The following is a 19,165-nucleotide window of genomic DNA, read 5'->3' on the forward strand; positions in this document are numbered from 1 at the left end:
GGTTGCTGAACCGTGACGAACGTGCGGCCTACGCGATCCCCACCGGCGGGTGTGCGAGTGTTTCGGTGCCGTGGAATAGGAGTGAGTGATGGCGTTGCTGCCCGCTGTCGTACCTGGGCTGATCGAGAAGAGGGCCGAGCTGGTGCCCGCCCGGTTCGCCAGGAAGGTCGCTGCGCTGTTCGGCGTGCCCTCCGAGTCGAACCCCTTCCGCCCCATGACGTGGGTCTGCGACTTCACCACCATCACGGTGTCCGAAATCGCCCGTGGTGCTCCGCTGCCGACGAGGGCTGCCGCGGCTGAGCTGCGCGGGCAACCGCACGAGGGCGAATGGCTCGAACATGGCCGAGCCGTGCTCGCCGTCGGTGGCAAGACGTTGCCGAACGAGATCGTGGCCGCGACGGTCAACCGCTTCGGTCCCGACACCAAGGCCGCGGTGGTGCTCAGCGCGACGAACGTGCTCCTCGCCCCCGTGACCACGGCGATCGCCGCCGGGCTGCCGTTGCTGCGTGGCGCGGACGGCGGCGAACTCCCCACGGTGCAGTGGATCGCGGCCTGGGCGGCTACTGCGGTCGAGGTCTACCGTTCGCAGCCGGCCCTGGTCCTCGCGGCCGTCAAGGCACGCTCGATCCAGCGCGAGTCGCTCACCGCTCCGGTGTTCCCGTGGGCGGACCGGCTGGCGGGCAATGCCAAGGCCCGTTGCGAGATGGGCGCGGTGGCACCGCCACCGCCCGACCCGGTGACGAGACCGGCAGACCTCGACTTCATCGACCGCATCGCGGTCAAACGGCTTGACGCGGCCGGAGGGCTGCCGATCGACGAATCCGACGCGGTGCCATTCGGCGGCGGGCCGAGCATCGGTGAACGGATGGCGGCACTGCTGGTGCGGTTGCTCGCGGACATGGGGTCGCCGGACAGCGTCGGCCACGTGTGGGTCAGCGAACGTCAGCCCGGTCAGGCGGTCGCCGAGGCCATGCTGCCCTCGTCCGGACTGGTTCGTGAGCTCGTCGAAGCCTGGGCTCACGGACCTGGCGAACTGCCGCATTCCGACGAGTTCACCGACGCGCTCGGCGACGCGATGGCGCAGCCCGTGCGGCTGCCCGCACCGCGCGAAGTGGCCGCGCTCCCGGTGCTCGCGCGCCGTGTGGTGGTGCTCGCAGCCATGGGCGTCGTGCGTCAGATGGGATTGCTGGCGCCGTCGAGGTGGGTGTGCGGGCCCGAGTTCGCTGCTTTGCTCGATGACGTCGAGGAACTGCTCGGCACCCTGCCCTCCGGCGATCCGATCGTGCCGGAGACGCGCCTGCGCGTCGCGGTGCAGCGGGCAAGCGTCCAACGGCACGACGGCCACGCCGGTCACGAGACCGTGACCGCGCTGCTCCGCGCCGCCGACGACTGCCTGGTCTCCGCCGTCCTGGACCGCGGCATGCTCGCGGACGTGCTGGTGGTCGTGTGCGTCGAGCTCTTCCAGTTGCGCGAGATGGCCGGGGACCAGGCCGTGCTGACCGAGGCGGTGCACCGCTACTGGCGCGCGTTCGCCGACGCCGTCGAGGTGGACGTCTTCAACCCGGACGTGGATCGCACCGGCCTGAGCTTCCAGCTGCACAACTACGCGGCCTTCCTCGGCGGCAACCGGGACAGCGAAGCGGATCTGCGTGCGGCGCTGCACCTGTTCGCCAAGGCGGTGATCCCGGGCAGGTCCCGGTTGTACAACCGGGACAGGGACATCCGCCCGATCGCCCGCAGCTGGTACCTCGCCGCCGAGACGGCCGCCGCGCTGGCCGAGGTCCTGCTGGCCGCGGGTGCCGAGGACGAGGCATTGCAGTGGATCGCGCAGGCGTTTGAGTGGGTGGGCAACGTCTTGGCCGACCGCCGGTTCGCACAGGGCAAGCTGCACCCGAGGCTGGACGACTGCCTGTTCGCACTGAGGGCGGCGCCGGTCCTGCTGCTCGCGGTCGAGCACGACGTCCCCACCGACAGCGCGGCGGCTCTGCGTCGCGCTGACGAGCTCGTGCAGCTCATCGAGCTGTGGTTGAAGGAGAACACCGACGGGCAGGTCGAGAGGTCCCGCTACCACGTGAAAGTCGTGGGACTGCGCAACCGCGTCACCGCAGCCAGGGCGCGTGCCTGAGCGCTGACGATCGTCTGAGTCGCCTTCCGGGCCGCCATGTCCGGGTGGAGGTGATTGACGATGTCCGGAGGCGGCAACGGAGATGACAGCAAGCGGTGACGAGTCGGTGCAAAGGTGAGACGCACCATTTGAAGCGGGCGCGGGCGGCGATGTCGCCTGCCCGTGCCTGCTCGTCGTCGACAGCGGCGGAGTCACGCATTACACATAGCAACTGCACCCGTATGCCGTTACGTATGGAATACTGTCCCTATATGACCAACCATTGTTGAACTGCGGTGATAGTGCAAACAAATGCGCTAGTCCGGTGTAGCGCGCCTCGCACGTAACGTTGTCAACGACGATTCGGATGATAGGGTTGACCCGGAGTCTGGGAATCTGCAATGGTCGGACGAGCGGTTCTTCGGTTGCGAGTTGATTTACGTTTTTTACTCTTTGTTCTTAGATTGGACGACTTATCGCTACGACCGGCCACCATGCCTGGGGTCGTTCGCTACGAGCTGCTCGTGCCCGTCCAGACGTTCGATCAACTTCCATTTCCGAGGGGAGACTTGAGTTCCCGCGCGCAGCAAGCTTGCGCGGTTTGCGTGTTCTCACTACAACCACCGACGGCCACACCGAGCGCGGGACCACGTTCCACAACGACCCGATTACCCGCTCACAGAGTCAGGTTGTAGGGCCGTTCGTCGTCGGCGAGTACTCGGCGGCTTGATCAACGAGCACGACCCTGCGGCGACCTGAGGATCAGGTCAGACCATCAAGCCTCGTTTGGCACCCCACAGGTCCCCGCTCCGCGCAGCAGGATCTATCGCGCGGTGATCACGTCGAATGTTCCTCACACGTTGTGCTTGGCAGCCGCCAGCTGCAGATATTCGAACCCGCAGGAAAAGGGACAGCTCGATTCGAAGGCGGACGGAGAAGGGGCCATCGGCGGCACGGCTGACTCTGTCTGAGCGCTCATAGGCGAACATCGGTGGGGTGCTTCTGCTGGCAGTACGAGACCGGACTCAGGTCGGCAACGGCAGGTCCACCCCTCCCATCCTGCTCAGCACTTCGCCCAGGTCGGCGTCGATGGTGAACACGGCTCCGTTCGAGGCCGAGGCCGGGGTCAGCGAGACCTCGCGACCGGTCACCAGGACGACGACCTCCTCGTTGGAGGCGACGAGCGAGTCGCGCACCGCTCGCCGAAGTCCGGCGTAGGAGGCCGCACCCGCCGGCTCGGAGTCGACACCGCACCCGGCCAGGATCCGGCCTGCGGCCCGCAGTTCGTCCTCGCTCACCGCGACGAAGGCGCCTCCGGTCCGCCGGACCTCGTCGACCGTCCACCCGCCGATCGACGGGACGGGCACCGCTATGCCGTCGGCCGCGGTGCCGGCGGGGTCTTCGGGCGCGGGCGGTTCGTTGCGCCACGCGCGCACCAGCGGTTGGCATGCGGTGGCCTGAACGCCGATGACGCGCGGAACACGAGGCACGGCGCCGCAGGCCCGGAGTTCGTTGAATCCCTTGGCGAATCCCACGAGAGTCGGTCCGTCCCCGACCGGGAGGATGACGACGTCCGGCGCGCGGCGACCAAGCTGTTCCCACACCTCGAAGGCGACAGTTTTCTTGCCTTCGAGGGTCAACGGGTTGACGCCGGTGTTGCGGTCGAGCCAGCCGAGCTCCGCCGACGCTTGCCGGGACAGTTCGAACGCGGCCCGGTAGCCCTGGCGCACGCGGAAGACGACGGCGCCACAGCGGCGCATCAACTCCACCTTCGACGGCATGCAATCGTCGGGCACGAAGATCACGGCACGCACGCCGCACGCTGCGGCGCCGATCGCGGTCGCGATCGCGGCGTTGCCCGTCGACGACGTCGTGATCACGGACGCACCCGACCGCAGGCCTGACTCCAGGACCAGCGCGGTCGCCCTGTCCTTGTTGGACGCGCTAGGCCCGTGGGTCTCGTCCTTCACCCACAGGCGTTCGATCCCCGCCTGGTCGGCGAGTTCCGGCGAGCACAACAGCGGACTGCCCCCGACCGCGAGCGGGTAGCGGACGGACCCGGTCCCGATCGGCAGCAGGTCGCGGTAGCGCCACATGTCGAGTGGACCACCGGGCGCCGGCAGCAGGTCCGGCCCGTAGTCGTACGTCAGAAGGTCGTCTCCGTGATCGTTCCTGGCCACGGTCGCTCTTCCCACGGTCGTCATCCTCCGAACTCGATCGTGCCGTCGTGCCTGCCGCTGTTCACGAGCCGGCGATAGGTGAAGAAAGCGATGACCGTCCATGCCGTGCCGACCGCGACCTCCAGGCTGAGCAGGGCGAGAACCCTGGGAAGCGGTGCGCCGTGCAGGTGCTCGCGCACCGCGTGCAGACCGTGGGTCAGAGGAAGGACGTTCGACATGTACTGGACAGGCACCGGCCAGAACGTCACGGGAACCTGCACGCCGGTAAGCACCATGAGGCCGATGCTGCCCAGTCGGCCGACGAGGTTGCGGGCCTTCATGACGCGCAGCGCCAGACCGGCGAGCGTGAGGCCGAAGAAGTAGACGCTCACGGAGATCACGGCGATCATCGGGACCGCCGTCAGCGCCGCGCCCAACGGCAGCGAAACCCCGAGCACCGGCGCCAGCAGCAACAACGAGACAGTGCTGCACGCCAGCCCGTCGACGAGCCATTGCACGCTGCGGCCAGCGAAGACCACGAACGGCGTGCTCGGGCAGCTCACCAGGAGAGGCAACGTGCCCGCCAGGCGTTCCCAGGCGGTGGTCGCGCACACCATCATCACGATGTCGGCGACGATGAACACGGAGTTGCCGACCACCAGGTACTCGACCTGCTCGGGACTGCCCAGCAGCTTGCCGATCAGAGCGAACAGCGTTACCTGGCAGAGGATGCGCGCCAGCCAGGCGAACGTCCAGGACTTCCAGGTGTAGGTCGCCCGCATGTCCGCCATGGCGCTGGTGAAGGCGTACCGCAGGACACGGGCGTTGTTGCGGAGCACAGTCATCAGGCGTATCCCGCCGATCCAGTCTGGCGCACTCGACGCAGAATCTTCTTCGTGAGCAGGTGGCCGATCGCGAACGCCACCGCGCCGAGGACGAGGATCATGGTCAGCCGGAACAGGACGTCCCGGGGTGGCGTGGGTGCGAGGCAGTCCCGGAGAAGATCGGACGCCCACGACAGGAACACGATCTTCGACACGGGTTGGAGCCAACCGGGCAGCAATGCGATCGGCACGACCGTGCCGCCGAGGACGTAGAACGGGTACGACAGCGAGTTCTGGAAGATGCGTGCCGAGCGGGCCAGTACGAAGAGCCCCGCCATGATCGACGCTGTCCCGACCATGGCGAAGGCGGTGCACAGCAAGGTGAGCAGCAACAGGCCGAGATGGGGCACCGCGATCAGGTAGCCGAACACGAGCCAGGCCACCACGATGCTCTCGGCGAGCCCGAAGAAGCTCAGCACGGTCACGATCGAGATGCGGCCCAGCACGAGCACCTGGTACTGCACGGGCGCAGCGAGAACACCTTCCAGCGTGCCCTGCGTGCGTTCGGACTCGATCAACTCGCCGGACACGAACAGCGCCGTCGCCCAGACGGTCATCAACGTCGAGCCCAGCACCGCGTACGGGGCGAGGTCGGCCCGTCCCGCGTTCTTCATGATCGCGAGGAAGGCGATGGCCAGCAACGGGATCGTCACCACCGCCATGAGGTAGTCGGGCGACCGGCGCAGCACCTGGAGCTGGAACCGCACGGATGCCCAGAACAGTGCGATCATCGGACGCCCAGCCCCCGATCGCCGATCGCCTGCAGGTAGACCTCCTCCAACGTCGGCCTCGTGGTGGCGAGACTCGTGACACCGGCCTCCACCAGGAGTCTGAGGGCCTCGCCGGTCGCGCCGGCCTCCTCGACCTCCACGACGATCTGATCTCCCCGTGACTCGACGGCCGCGACACCGGGGAGGTCGCGCAACCGTGCCGCGAGTTCGGGTGAGACCCCCTCCGCCCGCACGCGCTCGAAACGGGACAGCCAGCTGCCGATGGTCTTGGGGTCCTCGGTCGCGATCAGCCGGCCGCCGTCCATGAGCGAGACGCGGTCGCACAACTCCTCGGCCTCGGCCATGTCGTGGGTGGTGAGCAGGATCGAGTGCCCTTCTCCCCGCAGTTCCACGACCAAGGCGCGGAAGTCCCTGGCGGCCACAGGATCCATGCCCACGGTCGGCTCGTCGAGGATGAGGACCCGCGGTGTGCCGACCAGGCCCCGGGCGAGGTGGAGGCGCTGCTTCATCCCGCGGGAGAACGTCTCAACGGGCTCGTCGGCGCGCTCCTGCAGACCGAGGCGTTCGAGCAGTTCCTCCACGCGCTTGCGGCCGACCTTCGTGGGCTGGCGGTAGAGCGCGGACCAGTACAGGAGGTTCTGCCGCGCGGTCAGCCGGGTGTAGAGACCCCGCTCTCCGCCGAAGACGATGCCGACGGCGCGCCGGACCTCGTCGGTCTGCTCGACGACGTCGAACCCGTCCACCCTGGCGGTGCCGGACGTCGGCAGCAGCACGGTGCTGAGGATCTTGCACAGGGTTGTCTTGCCCGCGCCGTTGGGACCGAGGAGTCCGTGCACCTCGCCGGTCTCCACAACGAGGTTCAGGTCGTCCAGCGCGGTCCGCGGCTCCTTCTTCCGGCGGGTGTAGGTCCGTCGGAGGTGCCGCACCTCGACGGCGGTCACGCAGGGTCCCCGATGCCCGCGATCTCCAGCTGCCTGCGGGTGTTGAAGAACCGCTCCCGCAGCGAGGACCGCCAGGTGTGCACCGGGCCCTTGTGGTCTCGCACCTCGTCGATGTCGGACGCGTCCGGTGCCAGCGCGTCGAGCACGTCCTGGGGGACCCTGCCGGGGAACATGACGTCGAGGTGGTGGAGCGCGAAACACAGCTCCCGTGCCATGTTGACTTCTCGCGCGCGCTTGACGACGGCCGTCAGGTCGATCGGCAGCGCCGGGTTGCTCAACATTCCCAGCAGGTCGATCAGCTTGTACAGCAACAGGTCCTTCGTCGTGTCGACCTCGCTGATGTGAGTGGCCTCGCGCTCGTAGTGGACGCTGACGAACGCGAACATGTCGTCCTGGTGGAGCGTCCACAGCGGGGAACCGTCGAGACCCTCGATCTCGATGCGGCGCGACAGCAACTCGTCGACGATGTCGTCTGTGTTGTTGTTGGTCAGCAAGTCCACCGAGAAGTGCACGTCCGCTGTGTGCGAGCCGGCGATGAGCGCGTCCGGTATGACCTTGATGTAGGGAAACGTCTCGTGCGCGTGCACGGAATGCAGCAGGATCTCGCTGCGCTTGGCCGGGATGATCGTCTCGTTCGGCACGTCCCACCAGCCCTGCTGGTAACCGAACTCCTTCATGATCTTGGCGACACCGGCCAGGTCGCTGCGGTGGAACAGGATGTCGTTGTCACCGAACAGCCGCATGCCGGGGTCGCGGTAGCCCATCCTGGCCACCGCCGCACCCTTGAGCACCGCGCAACGGATGCCGTCGCGGTCGAACGCGCGCATCAGCCGGGTGGTGTGAGTCAGCTGGTCGATGCCGTACATGGTCTGCGCCTTGTGGGTCAGCTCGAGGCTGCGCAGGACGTACTCCGGCCGGAACGACTTCATGCCCTCGAACCCGAGGTCCAGGACGTTGCGCCACGCGACGCCCGCAGTGCGGTGCAGCGTGAGGATGCCCAGGACCTGGTTCCAGTCGAGGTGACTACCGACCAGCTCGCGCACCCGGTTGCGCCCGCCATCGTCGAGCGAGGGCGTGGACAACAGCAGTGCCAGCTCGATCTCTGGAGACCACGACGGTTCAGTCATGATGATCCTCAACTCCTAGTCGCTTCCATTTGCGCGCGCAGGCTTGCGGGACGCATGTCGGTCCACCGAGCGCGGATCTCTTCGAGGCAGGACGACCTGGCCGCCGGCCCGCTGACCGCGGTCCACCCGTCGGGCACCGGTATGACCGCGGGCCACAGCGAGTGCTGGAACTCGTTGTTGACCAGCACGACGAACTCCCCGTCCGGGTCGTCGAACAATTCAGACACGCCCAGTCCTCCCCAGCTCTCCAGAGATCACCGCTGCCATCGATGCCAGCGGTTCCGGCCGCAACATCTCGTGGTGCGCGGCCTCGACGACGTGCACGCGCACGGTTCCTGTGACGAAGGGCTGCCAGGCGCCGGGTTTCAGCTCGGCGGCGTCGCGATGCCCGGCGGCGCCGAAGAACAGCACGTCACCGTCGAACAGCGGCGGCTTGTGCTCCTGTGCGAGTCCCGTGTTGTGCGCCAGCACCTCGGCCAGCTCGGCCGCGCGTTCGTCATCCACTTCGGACAGCGCGGTGCCGTCGAGGTGCCGGCTCCGCACCATCGCCAGGTCCGGCGTGCTCGGCCTCCCCGGAGAACGTGTCGCCCTGCCCGCGTACGGATAGCCGTCGATCACGGCGAGGAGCTCGACCTCGTGACCCGCTTCGCGCAGCATCGACGCGACGGTGTGGGCGACGTTGCCGCCGAAGGACCACCCCACCAACCGGTAGGGCCCTTCCGGCTGCGCGACCAGGATCTGTTCCAGGTAGTCCCGCGCCATGTGCGCCAGAGACGGCGCGAGCAGTGTCACATCGGACGCCGCCCTTGCCTGCAGACCGTAGATCGGCAGGCCTCGCAGGTGCTTCGCGAACCCGGCGTAACACCAGCTCAGCCCGATTCCAGGATGGAAGAAGAACACGGGTGACCCGTCGCCGCTCTCCCTGATCGGCAGCAGGACGTCGTGGGTCGCCGTCAGCTGTCCGCCGTCGATCAGGGCGGCCAGTCGTGCGACGGTCGGCGCCTGGAAGACGTGGCCGATGGACAGGGAGACCGCGAGAGCGGACTTGATCTCACCGACCAGCCGTGCGGCGAGCAGCGAGTGGCCACCGATGTCGAAGAAGTCGTCGTCCACCCCGACGTGCTCGAGCCCGACGGCTTCCGCGAACAGTCCACACAGTCGCTCCTCCACCGGGTTCGCCGGGCCGCGGCTGGACGACGAGGGACGGCGCTGAGGTGCGGGGAGCGCCTTGCGGTCCAGCTTTCCGTTGCGGGAGAGCGGGAGTGCCTCCAGGAAGACGACGTCGTCCGGCACCATGTGTTCCGGAAGCCGGGTCCGGGCCGCCCCCTTGAGCTCTGCCGTGAGCGCACGGGTGCCGGCCGCACGAGGGCGTGCCACACCGGTCGCCGCCGGGCGAGGCTCGTTGACGGCGAAGATGTTGACCAGCCCGCTGTCGGCCAGCGGGTCGGCGGCTTCGACGTGCACGACGAAACCCTTGCCGGCCAGCAACTCCGTGATGGTGTCGACCCGGTCGCCCTGGTCGTGCACCTCCGCGACGACCTGCCGGATGATCGGCCAGTGTTCGTCCCGTACGCCGCGCAGCACTTCGAGCTCGCTCTTCTCGGCGTCCACCTTCAGCAGGTCGATCCGCTCGACCTGGTGCTCGGCGATGACGTCCGACACGGCCCGCAGTGAGCAGACGAGCTCTCGCCGGTCCCGGAGGCGTTCGGTCACCAGGTCGCCGACCAGCGCGGTGACGTCCTCCTCCGCGTCCCGCAAGGCGTAGGCGTCGACGACCGCGCGTTCCTCGGACTCCGATCCGAACCGGCCCGACAGCATGGACAGCTGCGGGTAGTAGGTGAACGTCGCCTCACCGGCCGTCTGACCGACACCGCATTCGAACAGGTGCGCCCGCACGCCGTTCACCGCCGTGTTGAGCCGCAGCTCGCGGGCGAGGTCCGGGATCGGCTCGAACGCGTAGATCGTCGCGTCCGGCGCGTGGTGCGCGACGAAGAGGGAGAAGAGACCGACGTGGGCGCCGATGTCGAACACGACCGCATCGTCTGGCAACGTGATCCCGTACCTGAGGTATTCGCGGCGTTCGAAGATCTCCTGGTGCAGGAACTCGATCTCCGCGTTGTTGCGCCCCAGCACGACCATGCCGTTGGGCAGCTCGCGCGACGGCAGGCCGTCGAGCTCGCCCGTCCTGGACAGGGCCAGCAGGTCGCGGACCGCGCCGGCGTTCACGGCGTCGGGAACCACGTAGGCGACGAGCCTGTTGTCTCGCGGCACGACCACCGCGTGTTCCACGGCCTCATGCGCGCTCAGCACCGCGCTGATTTCCTCCGGCTCGACGCGCATGCCCCGGATCTTCACCTGGTCGTCGGTGCGGCCGAGGTACTCCAACGCGCCACCGGACGTCCACCGGGCGACATCGCCGGTCCGGTACATGCGGGAACCGGGCGGCCCGAAGGGATCGGCGACGAACCGTTCGGCGGTCAGGTCTGGCTTGCCGACATAGCCCCGCGCCACCTGCACCCCCGAGAGGTAGAGCTCGCCCTGGACACCTATCGGCACGGGGCGCAGCAACGGGTCGAGAACGTGTGTGCGGGTGTTCCACACCGGCGCGCCGATGGGGATCGACGCGCGGTCCGAACCTGGCTCGCAGTCCCAGCTCGTCACGTCGACGGCCGCCTCGGTCGGTCCGTACAGGTTGTGCAGGGGGACCGGGAGGATCTCGTGGAACCGATCGGCCAGCGCCGCGGGCAGAGCCTCACCGCTGCAGATGACGCGACGCAACCCGGTGCACCCCGCAGCGCCCCGGCCGGACAGGAAGGCCTGCAGCATGGACGGTACGAAGTGGACGGTCGTCACGCCCTCGGTGCGGATCAGGGTTGCCAGGTAGTCCGGGTCGCGATGCCCGTCCGGTCGGGCGACCACGAGCGCGGCACCTGTGATCAGCGGCCAGAAGAACTCCCACACGGACACGTCGAAGCCGAAGGGGGTCTTCTGCAGCACCCGGTCGTCCGACGCCAGGCCGAACTTCGCCTGCATCCACTCGAGCCGGTTGACGATCGCCTCGTGGGAGACGAGCACACCCTTGGGACGTCCGGTCGAGCCGGACGTGTAGATCAAGTAGGCTGGGTGCTGGGGTGACAACGGTTCTCGTCGCGGATTCCCCGTGCTCGCGGCCAGTGCGGCGACCACGTGCTCGTCGTCGATCACCACCAGCGGTGCGTCGCGAGGCACGTCGCCAGCCGTGTCACGCCTGGCCACGACAGCGATCGGAGTCGATTCCTCCAGCAGCATCGCGACTCGGTCCACCGGCTGGCCGGTCTCGATCGGCAGGTACGCCGCTCCCGCCTTCAGCACGGCCACCAACGTCACGACGAGGTCGACGGAGCGCGGCAGTGCGACGCCCACGAACCGCTCCGGCCCTGCTCCGCGATCGACCAGGAGCGAGGCGAGACGATTCGCGCGCGAGTCCAGTTCGGCGAAGGAGAGCCGCTCGTCCTCGAACAGGACGGCGTCGGCGTCCGGTGTGCGCGCGACCTGCCGTTCGATCAGCTCGACGAGAGTCGACGGTGGCACGTCGACCGCCGTGTCGTTCCACGCTTGTAGCAACTGTGCGTCCGCGGCGTGCCCCATGTCCGCGTGGTGCACCGGCAGGTCCGCGTGGCGAGCCAGCGCACCCAGCAGGCCAACCAGCAGCCCGGAGATCCTTTCGGCGGTCGCCTGGTCGAAGAGGCTGGTGTCGTACTCGAGCACCCCGCGCAGGCCCAGGGGAGCGCCGTCGCGGTCCGTCCTCTCGCTGAAGCTGAAGTTCAGGTCGAACTTCGCGGTGCGCACGTGCGCCTGCATCGGCTCCGCGGTGAGTCCGTCGACCACGAACGCGGTGTCCGAGCTCGCCTGGAACGCGAGCACCACCTGGAAGAGCGGGTGCCTGGTCAGCATGCGTGGCGGGGAGACGATCTCGACGACGCGTTCGAAGGCGAGGTCCTGGTGGTGGTAGGCGGCGAGGTTGGTCCGCCGGACCTCGGAGATCACTTCGCCGAACGTCGGCGTGCCGCTCAGGTCGTAGCGCAGCACCTGGGCGTTCACGAAGAACCCGATCAGATCGGTCAGCGCCTCGTCGGACCGGCCGGCCACCACACCGCCGAGGGGGATGTCCGTTCCACCACCGAGCTTGGAGAGCAGGACCGCGAGACCGGCCTGCAACACCATGCAGAGGCTCGCCTGCCGGCGCACGGCGAGGTCGCGCAGCACGCCGTGCAGTTCGGGGTCGATGTCGACGGGGACGCGGTCACCGTCGCTCGTGACATCGGTACCCCGGCGGCGGTCGACCGGCAGCGCGAGCTCGACCGGGAGGCCGGCGAGCTGGTCGCTCCAGTACCTCGCCTGAGCGGCGCTCTCCGCGTGCTCTCCGAGGACGTCCCTCTCCCACAGGCTGAAGTCGGCGTACTGCACGGGCAACGGGCTCCAGGCAGGCTTCCGGCCGGCAGTCCTGGCCTGGTACGCCGTGGCCAGATCGCGGTGGAACGGGCCGATCGACCAGCCGTCACCCGCGATGTGGTGGATCAGCACCAGCAGCACGTGATCGTCGGGGCTCAGGCGGAACAGCCGGGCCTGCACTGGCACGTCGGACCTGAGGTCGAACGAGTGCCTCGCCGCCACATCGAGTGCCTGCTGCAGAACGGCCTCGGTGACGTCGACGACGCCCCAGAGACGTTCGGAGTCCACTTCGGACAGTGGTAGGACCACCTGGTGCGGTGTGCCGTTCTCGGCCGGGAACACCGTGCGGAGCGACTCGTGGCGGTCGACGACGTCGAGCAGCGCCGCTCGCAGCGCCTCCGCGTCGAGCCATCCGCGGAGACGCTGCGCCACAGGGATGTTGTAGGTGGGGTTCGGTCCTTGGGCCTGGTGGATGAACCACAGCCGCTGCTGTGCCGATGACAGCGGGACCCGCGGCGGCCTCGGCCTCACCGTCACCGCTGGACGCGCCATTGCCGCGTGGTCGAGTACGGCGGCGAGCCTTGCCGGCGTGGTGTTCTCGAAGATGTCACGCACTGACAGGCCGGCGTCGAACAGGACGCGCACCCGGTTCACCAGTCTGGCGGCGAGCAGCGAGTGCCCGCCCAGCGCGAAGAAGTCGTCGTCGACGCCGACGGCCTCTTCGCCGAGGAGCTCAGCGAAGAGCGTGCACAGCAGCTCTTCGCGCACGGAGCGAGGTGCTCGACCGGCGGTGCGGCCACGCCTGCTGGGTTCCGGAAGCGCGCGACGGTCCACCTTGCCGTTCGGGGTGACCGGCACCTGGTCCAGCAAGACGAACGCCGACGGGACGAGATGGCCCGGCAGGACCTCGCCGAGCGAGTCGCGCAGCGACTTCTCGCTCAGACCGTGTGCCGACTCGGGTACGACGTAGGCGACGAGGACCTTGTCGCTGTCGCCGTGCGCCACCACAACCGCCTGGCGGATGCCGGGGAGGGAAGCCAGCGCGTGTTCGACCTCGCCGGTCTCCACGCGGTAGCCGCGGATCTTCACCTGACCGTCGGCCCGCCCGAGGAACTCCAGCACGCCGTCGGAGCGCCAACGAGCCAGGTCACCGCTGCGGTACATCCGGGCGCCCGGCGGGCCGGCCGGATCCGCGACGAACCGCGTGGCAGTGAGGTCGGGACGGCCGAGGTAGCCCCGCCCGACCCCGGTGCCCGCGATGAACAGCTCACCGGCCACACCCTCCGGGACGGGCCGCAGGTTGTTGTTCAGGACGTGGCACCTGGTGTTGTCGAGCGGCGTGCCGATCGGGATCGCGCCCGCGGCTGGATCGATCTCCCGCACGCGGTGGGTGGTGGCGAAGGTGGTGGTCTCGGTCGGGCCGTAGCCGTTGACGACCACGAGATGCCGGTGGCGCCGCAGAACCTCGGCGACGGCGTCGGGCGGGACGACGTCGCCGCCGGTCCACACCTCCCGCAGACCGGCGAACGCGCCGGGACGCTCGTCGGCGAAGACGCGGAACAGGCCCGCGGTCAGCCAGGCGCACGTCACAGACTCCTGACGCACCAGGCGTTCGAACTCCGCGGCGTCGAGCCGCCCCGGCGCGGCGAGCACGACACACCCGCCGGACAACAGCGGGACCCAGATCTCGAACGTCGCTGCATCGAACGTGTGCGGCGAGTGGTGCAACACGCGTCGGGTGGCTTCGGTCCACCCGCGGTCCAGTGCCAGTTCGGCCACCTGCCGGTGGCTGACGGCCACACCCTTGGGCTCGCCGGTCGAGCCCGACGTGTACATCACATAGGCGAGCTGGTCGGGGTGCACGTTCTGCCGGGGGGCGTGCACGGGGAACCCCTCCCCGCCGAACCCCATGAGGACGACGTCGTCGAACTCGCGCGAGGTCTCGTCGGACAGCGCCAGGCGTGCCCCGGCCTCGCGCAGGAGAGCCTGGGTCCGGACGGCCGGATCATCGGTCGCCAGCGGCAGATAGGCGGCGCCGGTCTTCAGAATCGCGACGAACGCCGTCAGCACGTCCGATCCGCGTTCCGCCAACACCCCGATCACGTCCTCGGCGCCGGCGCCGGCCGCTATGAGAGCGTGGGCCAGCCGGTTCGCCCTCTCGTCCAACTGCGCGTAAGTGAAGCGTTCTCCTCGTGTGACAACGGCGATCGCGTCGGGCGTCCGCTCGACCTGCGCCTCGAAGAGCGCGGCGACCGTCTCCCCGGCCACGGCCCGGCGGGAGGAGTGCCACCTCGCCTCGGTGCGCGCGAGCTCGTCCGCAGAGATCAGGTCGAGCTGGGAGATGGGCACGTCCGGCTGCAGGAGGCCCTGCTCCACGAGCGTGACGAACCGTTCGGTGAGCCGGACGGCGGTGGCGCGGTGGAACAGGCCGGACCGGAACGTGAGCGTGCCGTGCAGCTGGTGCCGCCTCACGTGGGTGCTCAGCTCCAGGTCGAACCGGGTGGCCGCGGCGGTCCACGGCACGCGGCTGATACCGCCCTCGGTGAGGGCCGAGGTTTCACCGTGGTGCACGAACACCACGTCGAAGATCGCGTTGCTCCCCGGTTCCCTGTCCGGCTGGACGGCGGCGACGACCTGGTCGAACGGCGCCTGCTGATGAACGTGCGCCGCGGTCACCTTGAGGTGCGCGAGCTTGAGCAGGTCCCGCAAGCACGTCTCCGGGCCGATGCGGGTGCGCAACACGACGGTGTTCACGAAGAACCCGACGACGTCGGCGAACCGGGCGTCATCGCGGCCGGACAGCACCGATCCGGTCGTGACGTCCTGCTGTCCGGAGTGGAGGGACAGCAGCGCCTGGAACACCGCGGCCACGGCGCTGGAGAACGTGCAGCGGTTGCGCAGGGCGAGCGCGCTCAAAGTCGCGGTGAGCTCAGCCGACAACGCGAAGTCGACGTGGCCGCCCGCGAATCCGGCGTCGGCGGACCTCGGCCGGTCCAGCGGCAGACGCAGCGGCTCGAACCCGTCGAGCTCACGCCGCCAATGGTCAACGTGCGCCTCGACGGCCGCGCCGTCCACGGAACGCTGCCACGCGACGAAGTCCGCGTAGGTCGACTCCAGCGGTACCAGTGGCTCCGCGTTGTACAGGGCGATGAGGTCCCTGATCAGAATCCTGATCGATCGGCCGTCGATGACGATGTGGTGGACGACCAGGCACAGCACGGCCGAGCCGTCGCCGCACTCGACCACCAGCGCGCGCACAGGCGGAGCCGCCGCGAGGTCGAACGGCTCGGCGGCCAACTGTTCCCCGTGCGGGCGCCAACCCTCCTCGGCGTCCTCGGCGACCCGGCGTTCCACCGGCACGCGGAAGCCCGGCACCGGGCGCGTGACCGGCGCGCCCGCCTCGTCCTCGACGAACACGCCGGCCAGCGCGGAATGGCGTTCGACGAGCGCTGCGAGCGCCCGGTCGAGCACCTCGAAGTCGATGCCGTCGCGGAAGCGCAATGCGATGGGCACGTTGTAAGCGGCGCTGTCGCGATCGAGCTGTTGCACCAGCCAGAGGCGCTCCTGGCCGGACGACAACGGTGTTGAACTGTTCTTCATGATCCCCCCGGTGGTTCTGCCGCGGTCAGCGGTCGATCAACGACGCGAGCACGGCCCAGAGCGCCCCCGGCGTCTCGAACGTCGTCGCCGCCAGCAGTTCGTCCGGGAAGACCACGTCGAACTCGTCCTCCAGCGCAACGAGCAGGTTGATCGTCCCGATCGAGTCCAGACCGCGGTCGGCCAGCACGAGTTCGGGGGACACACCGTCGTCGCCCAGCATCGGCAGGTGCTTGCGCACTACCGCTTCGAACTGGTCGGGCCACTGCGTGGGCAAGTGAGAACCACCTTTCGAGCCACTGTGGACGTCCGTTGTGGACTTCATGCGAGCCGTACGCCGCGGTCGACCAGGGAGAGACTGCCGTTTGCCTTGAGCAGCCGGTCGTTCGCGTAGTTGAGGCTCGCCGATCTGAGGTCGCGGAAGTGCCGCTCGAGCGGGATGGGGGAGGTGCGCAGGTAGCCGGTGGACAGTCCGCACAACTGGACCAGCCGGTCGACCGCACGGAACGTGTGCTCGGCCGCCGCCACCTTGAGCGTGTTGAGGTGGATCTGCGTGCTCGGGACGTCGACGGTGCGCCCATCGGTCCGGCACTCGGTGATCTCGTCGCACACGGTGCGGAGGTAGGCGCTGACCAGTTCGAGGTCCATCCGCACACGGGCGAGGCGTTCGCTCACCAGGTCCGAGCTGAGATCGATGCTGCCCGGACGCTTGCGCGAACGCAGCAGGCCGATCACGTCGGCCGTGGCGGACCGCGCCGCTCCGAGCCAGCACGCGGACCAGGCGAGGTGGGCGAGCGGAATGGCGCTCTCGACAGCGACCGTCCGGTAGCCGCCGCGCGGCCCGATGACGCCGTCCGGCCGGATCGTTCCGGTGATGCGCATGCCCTCGCTGTGCGTACCGCGCATGCCGAGCGGGTTCCACTCGCCGGAGGTCTCGAGTTCGAGCTGGTCACGGGCGGCGTAGACGAGGGTCACCTTGTTGGCGGTCGTGTCCTCCCCGTCGCGCATGGTGATCAGGAAGCCGTCCGCGTACCGGCCACCGGTCACGATCGGCGCCAGACGTTCGAACGCGATGCCCTCGCCGCCGGAACGCAGCGACGCGTCCGCCGTCATCAGGTGACCGCCGGATCCTGCCTCGGTCGTCACCGACGCGAGGTAGACCTCGCCCGCGGCGATTCGGGGCAACAGGTCCTTGGCCAGTCCCGGGACGGCGAACCGCACCACGGCGTCGACCTGCTGGCAGTACATTGCCCAGATCATCGCCGTGGAAAGGCAGGCGGAAGCGAGCACTCCGGCCACGTCCACCAGGTCGTGGAGGTCTCCGCCCAAACCTCCGTGTTCTTCGGGAACGAGCAGTCCCATGAGCCCGCATTCGCGCAACGCGCGCAAACCGGCCTCGGGGAAGGTCGCGTCACCGTCGACCTGTGCCGCATTTTCCCTGAGCAGGGGCAATATCTTCTCGGCCACGTTCACGTGAGGTGACGAAGGCAAGTCTTTCGCGCTCCAGAAGTCTTCTTTCCGCGCTGCACGGGGAAAGTGAATGGGTTTTTTGACATGCCGAGCAGCGAGTCCGTGGTGGACTCGCTCTGCTTGGCGCTCGTGAGTTGCGCGCTCAGTCAACCGTGAACGTCGTCCACGGGCATGTGTAGGCGCGTTATCTGCGCAGCGGTCCGCAAAGCATGGCACCCCCCAGTGGCCATAACCTGTGTGACAAGCGTGTATTCGGTGCGAGCCGACCTGTTCGGGCGGCTGGCCGGAACGTGGTTGCCGACTATGCCAAGCGTACCTGACCCTCACAACCGGACGTGATCCAAATTACCATCGATGCGTCTTGTTCTTGAAACGATTCTGTTGTGTTAACAGGGAATTTTGTGCAGCCAAACTCGCCAGTTCAACTGTGTCGCACCGGTTGCTGGGCGGCAAACGGTCGGTTATGTTGCGTCAGCCGAGATACGCGGCCGAGCTCCTGGGGAAGTGCCAGCTCGGATTCTTCGCGGCACGGCACGGTTGGGGGAATTGGGAAGTTCGGCAACGGTTCGCGGGGCGGCTGCTCCGTTCGAGCCGTCTTTGGGGGAGAACTCGTGGTTCACATCTGGGAGAACGCTCCGGTGTCCGTGGCAGCGCGTTCGCCGATCACCGCCTGATGGCCTTGGCGAACAGCCCGACTGGAAAGAAGGGACTGCCCGTGCCCGTGCTCTCGGCTCCGCACGAGCTGATCGACTCGGACCTGTACGTCGACCTCGCGCCGCTGTTCGGTCGTGGCCTCCTGCTGAAGTGCGAGGGCCTGAACTTCGGCGGTTCGGTGAAGATGCGCGCCGCGGCCGCGATGGTGGCGGCCGCCGAGAAGGGCGGACTGCTCGGCCCGGACTCGGCGCTGATCGAGTCGTCGTCGGGAAACCTCGGTGTCGCGCTGAGCGTCATCGCGGCGAGCAAAGGACTTCGGTTCACCTGCGTCACCGATCGCCGCTGCAACCAGACGACGCTCTCCATCATGCGCAGCCTGGGCGCGGACGTGGTCGTCGTCGATGATCCGGCACGCGACGGAGGTCTCCTCGCCGCACGGCTCGAGCGGGTGCGCGAACTCTGCGCGCGGGACCACCGCTACGTGTGGCTCAACCAGTACACCAACCCAGCGAACTGGCAGGCGCACTACGCGGTGACCGCCGCCGGCATCGCGAACCGCTTTCCGGACCTGGACGTGCTGTTCGTGGGAACCGGAACCGGGGGAACGGTCATGGGATGCGCCAAGTACTTCAGAGCCGAGGGAGGCACGACGAGGGTGATCGCCGTCGACGCGGAGGGCTCGGTGAGCTTCGGTCACCCGGCGGCCGCTCGGCTGGTGCCGGGGCTCGGTGCCAGTGTGAGGCCCCCGATGCTGGAACCCGAGTTCGTCGCCGACGTCGTACTGGTGTCCGAAGTGGACACCGTGCGGACGTGCCGGACCCTGTCGTCGCGCGGCCTGCTCCTCGGCGGTTCCACCGGGACCGTCGTGGCGGGAGCACTGGCCTGGTTGCGGGACAAAGATCCTGGTGGCTCGCTGTCGGCCGTCGCGATCTCCGCCGACATGGGCGAACGCTATCTGGACACGATCTACGACGACGCATGGGTGCTGCGGCACTTCGGCCCCGAGGGACTCTTGCCGATGGACCCGGCTTTCGCGCCTCCGATGTGCGCCCGCTGACGCACACGAG

The 19,165-nt window shown here is 68.4% G+C and carries 11 protein-coding genes; 2 read left to right on the top strand and 9 right to left on the bottom strand.

What is annotated here, in order from left to right; genetic code table 11:
- Positions 1-88 precede the first annotated feature (88 nt).
- Positions 89-2,125: a hypothetical protein gene (locus IEY88_RS13750; protein ID WP_189155076.1), complete on the top strand. Its 2,037-nt coding sequence runs from the start codon at positions 89-91 to the stop codon at positions 2,123-2,125.
- A gap of 1,004 nt (positions 2,126-3,129) precedes the next feature.
- On the opposite strand, the gene IEY88_RS13755 is transcribed toward IEY88_RS13750, so the two are convergent.
- Genes IEY88_RS13755 through IEY88_RS13795 form a run of 9 tightly spaced genes read right to left on the bottom strand, consistent with a single transcriptional unit; the run spans position 3,130 to position 17,441 of the window.
- Positions 3,130-4,284 carry a threonine synthase gene (locus IEY88_RS13755; protein ID WP_229693351.1) on the bottom strand — a complete coding sequence of 385 codons (1,155 nt, stop codon included), beginning with the start codon at positions 4,282-4,284 and terminating at the stop codon, positions 3,130-3,132.
- A gap of 20 nt (positions 4,285-4,304) precedes the next feature.
- The gene (locus tag IEY88_RS13760) at positions 4,305-5,108 is read right to left on the bottom strand and encodes an ABC transporter permease (RefSeq protein WP_189155078.1); all 804 of its coding nucleotides are present in this window, start codon (positions 5,106-5,108) and stop codon (positions 4,305-4,307) included.
- Complete coding sequence (locus tag IEY88_RS13765) at positions 5,108-5,878, bottom strand: ABC transporter permease (protein WP_189155079.1); 771 nt, start codon at positions 5,876-5,878, stop codon at positions 5,108-5,110. Before IEY88_RS13765 ends, IEY88_RS13760 begins: the two co-directional genes overlap by 1 nt.
- Positions 5,875-6,819 carry an ABC transporter ATP-binding protein gene (locus IEY88_RS13770; RefSeq protein WP_189155080.1) on the bottom strand — a complete coding sequence of 315 codons (945 nt, stop codon included), beginning with the start codon at positions 6,817-6,819 and terminating at the stop codon, positions 5,875-5,877. The genes IEY88_RS13765 and IEY88_RS13770 overlap by 4 nt, the downstream gene beginning before the upstream one ends.
- Positions 6,816-7,946, bottom strand: a complete 1,131-nt coding sequence (locus tag IEY88_RS13775) for a nucleotidyltransferase family protein (protein WP_189155081.1) — start codon at positions 7,944-7,946, stop codon at positions 6,816-6,818. Before IEY88_RS13775 ends, IEY88_RS13770 begins: the two co-directional genes overlap by 4 nt.
- A gap of 8 nt (positions 7,947-7,954) precedes the next feature.
- A complete protein-coding gene (locus IEY88_RS13780) occupies positions 7,955-8,173 on the bottom strand; it encodes an MbtH family protein (protein ID WP_189155082.1) in 219 nt (72 codons plus the stop codon).
- Positions 8,166-15,977, bottom strand: a complete 7,812-nt coding sequence (locus IEY88_RS13785) for a non-ribosomal peptide synthetase (protein WP_189155083.1) — start codon at positions 15,975-15,977, stop codon at positions 8,166-8,168. Before IEY88_RS13785 ends, IEY88_RS13780 begins: the two co-directional genes overlap by 8 nt.
- Positions 15,978-16,002: 25 nt before the next feature.
- A complete protein-coding gene (locus IEY88_RS13790; protein WP_189155084.1) occupies positions 16,003-16,251 on the bottom strand; it encodes a phosphopantetheine-binding protein in 249 nt (82 codons plus the stop codon).
- A 44-nt stretch (positions 16,252-16,295) separates the two neighbouring features.
- Complete coding sequence (locus tag IEY88_RS13795; RefSeq protein ID WP_229693352.1) at positions 16,296-17,441, bottom strand: acyl-CoA dehydrogenase family protein; 1,146 nt, start codon at positions 17,439-17,441, stop codon at positions 16,296-16,298.
- A 718-nt stretch (positions 17,442-18,159) separates the two neighbouring features.
- On the opposite strand from IEY88_RS13795, the gene sbnA reads away from it, so the two are divergent.
- Positions 18,160-19,155: a 2,3-diaminopropionate biosynthesis protein SbnA gene (gene sbnA, locus IEY88_RS13800; protein ID WP_189155086.1), complete on the top strand. Its 996-nt coding sequence runs from the start codon at positions 18,160-18,162 to the stop codon at positions 19,153-19,155.
- The last annotated feature ends 10 nt before the right edge of the window (positions 19,156-19,165 follow it).

It is taken from the genome of Lentzea pudingi (assembly GCF_014646255.1).
Lineage (GTDB): Bacteria > Actinomycetota > Actinomycetes > Mycobacteriales > Pseudonocardiaceae > Lentzea > Lentzea pudingi.

Coding starts and splice junctions, on each gene's coding strand:
- IEY88_RS13785 (WP_189155083.1), bottom strand. CDS start 15,977: ATGAAGAACAGTTCAACACCGTTGTCGTCCGGCCAGGAGCGCCTCTGG.
- IEY88_RS13760 (WP_189155078.1), bottom strand. CDS start 5,108: ATGACTGTGCTCCGCAACAACGCCCGTGTCCTGCGGTACGCCTTCACC.
- IEY88_RS13750 (WP_189155076.1), top strand. CDS start 89: ATGGCGTTGCTGCCCGCTGTCGTACCTGGGCTGATCGAGAAGAGGGCC.
- IEY88_RS13775 (WP_189155081.1), bottom strand. CDS start 7,946: ATGACTGAACCGTCGTGGTCTCCAGAGATCGAGCTGGCACTGCTGTTG.
- IEY88_RS13765 (WP_189155079.1), bottom strand. CDS start 5,878: ATGATCGCACTGTTCTGGGCATCCGTGCGGTTCCAGCTCCAGGTGCTG.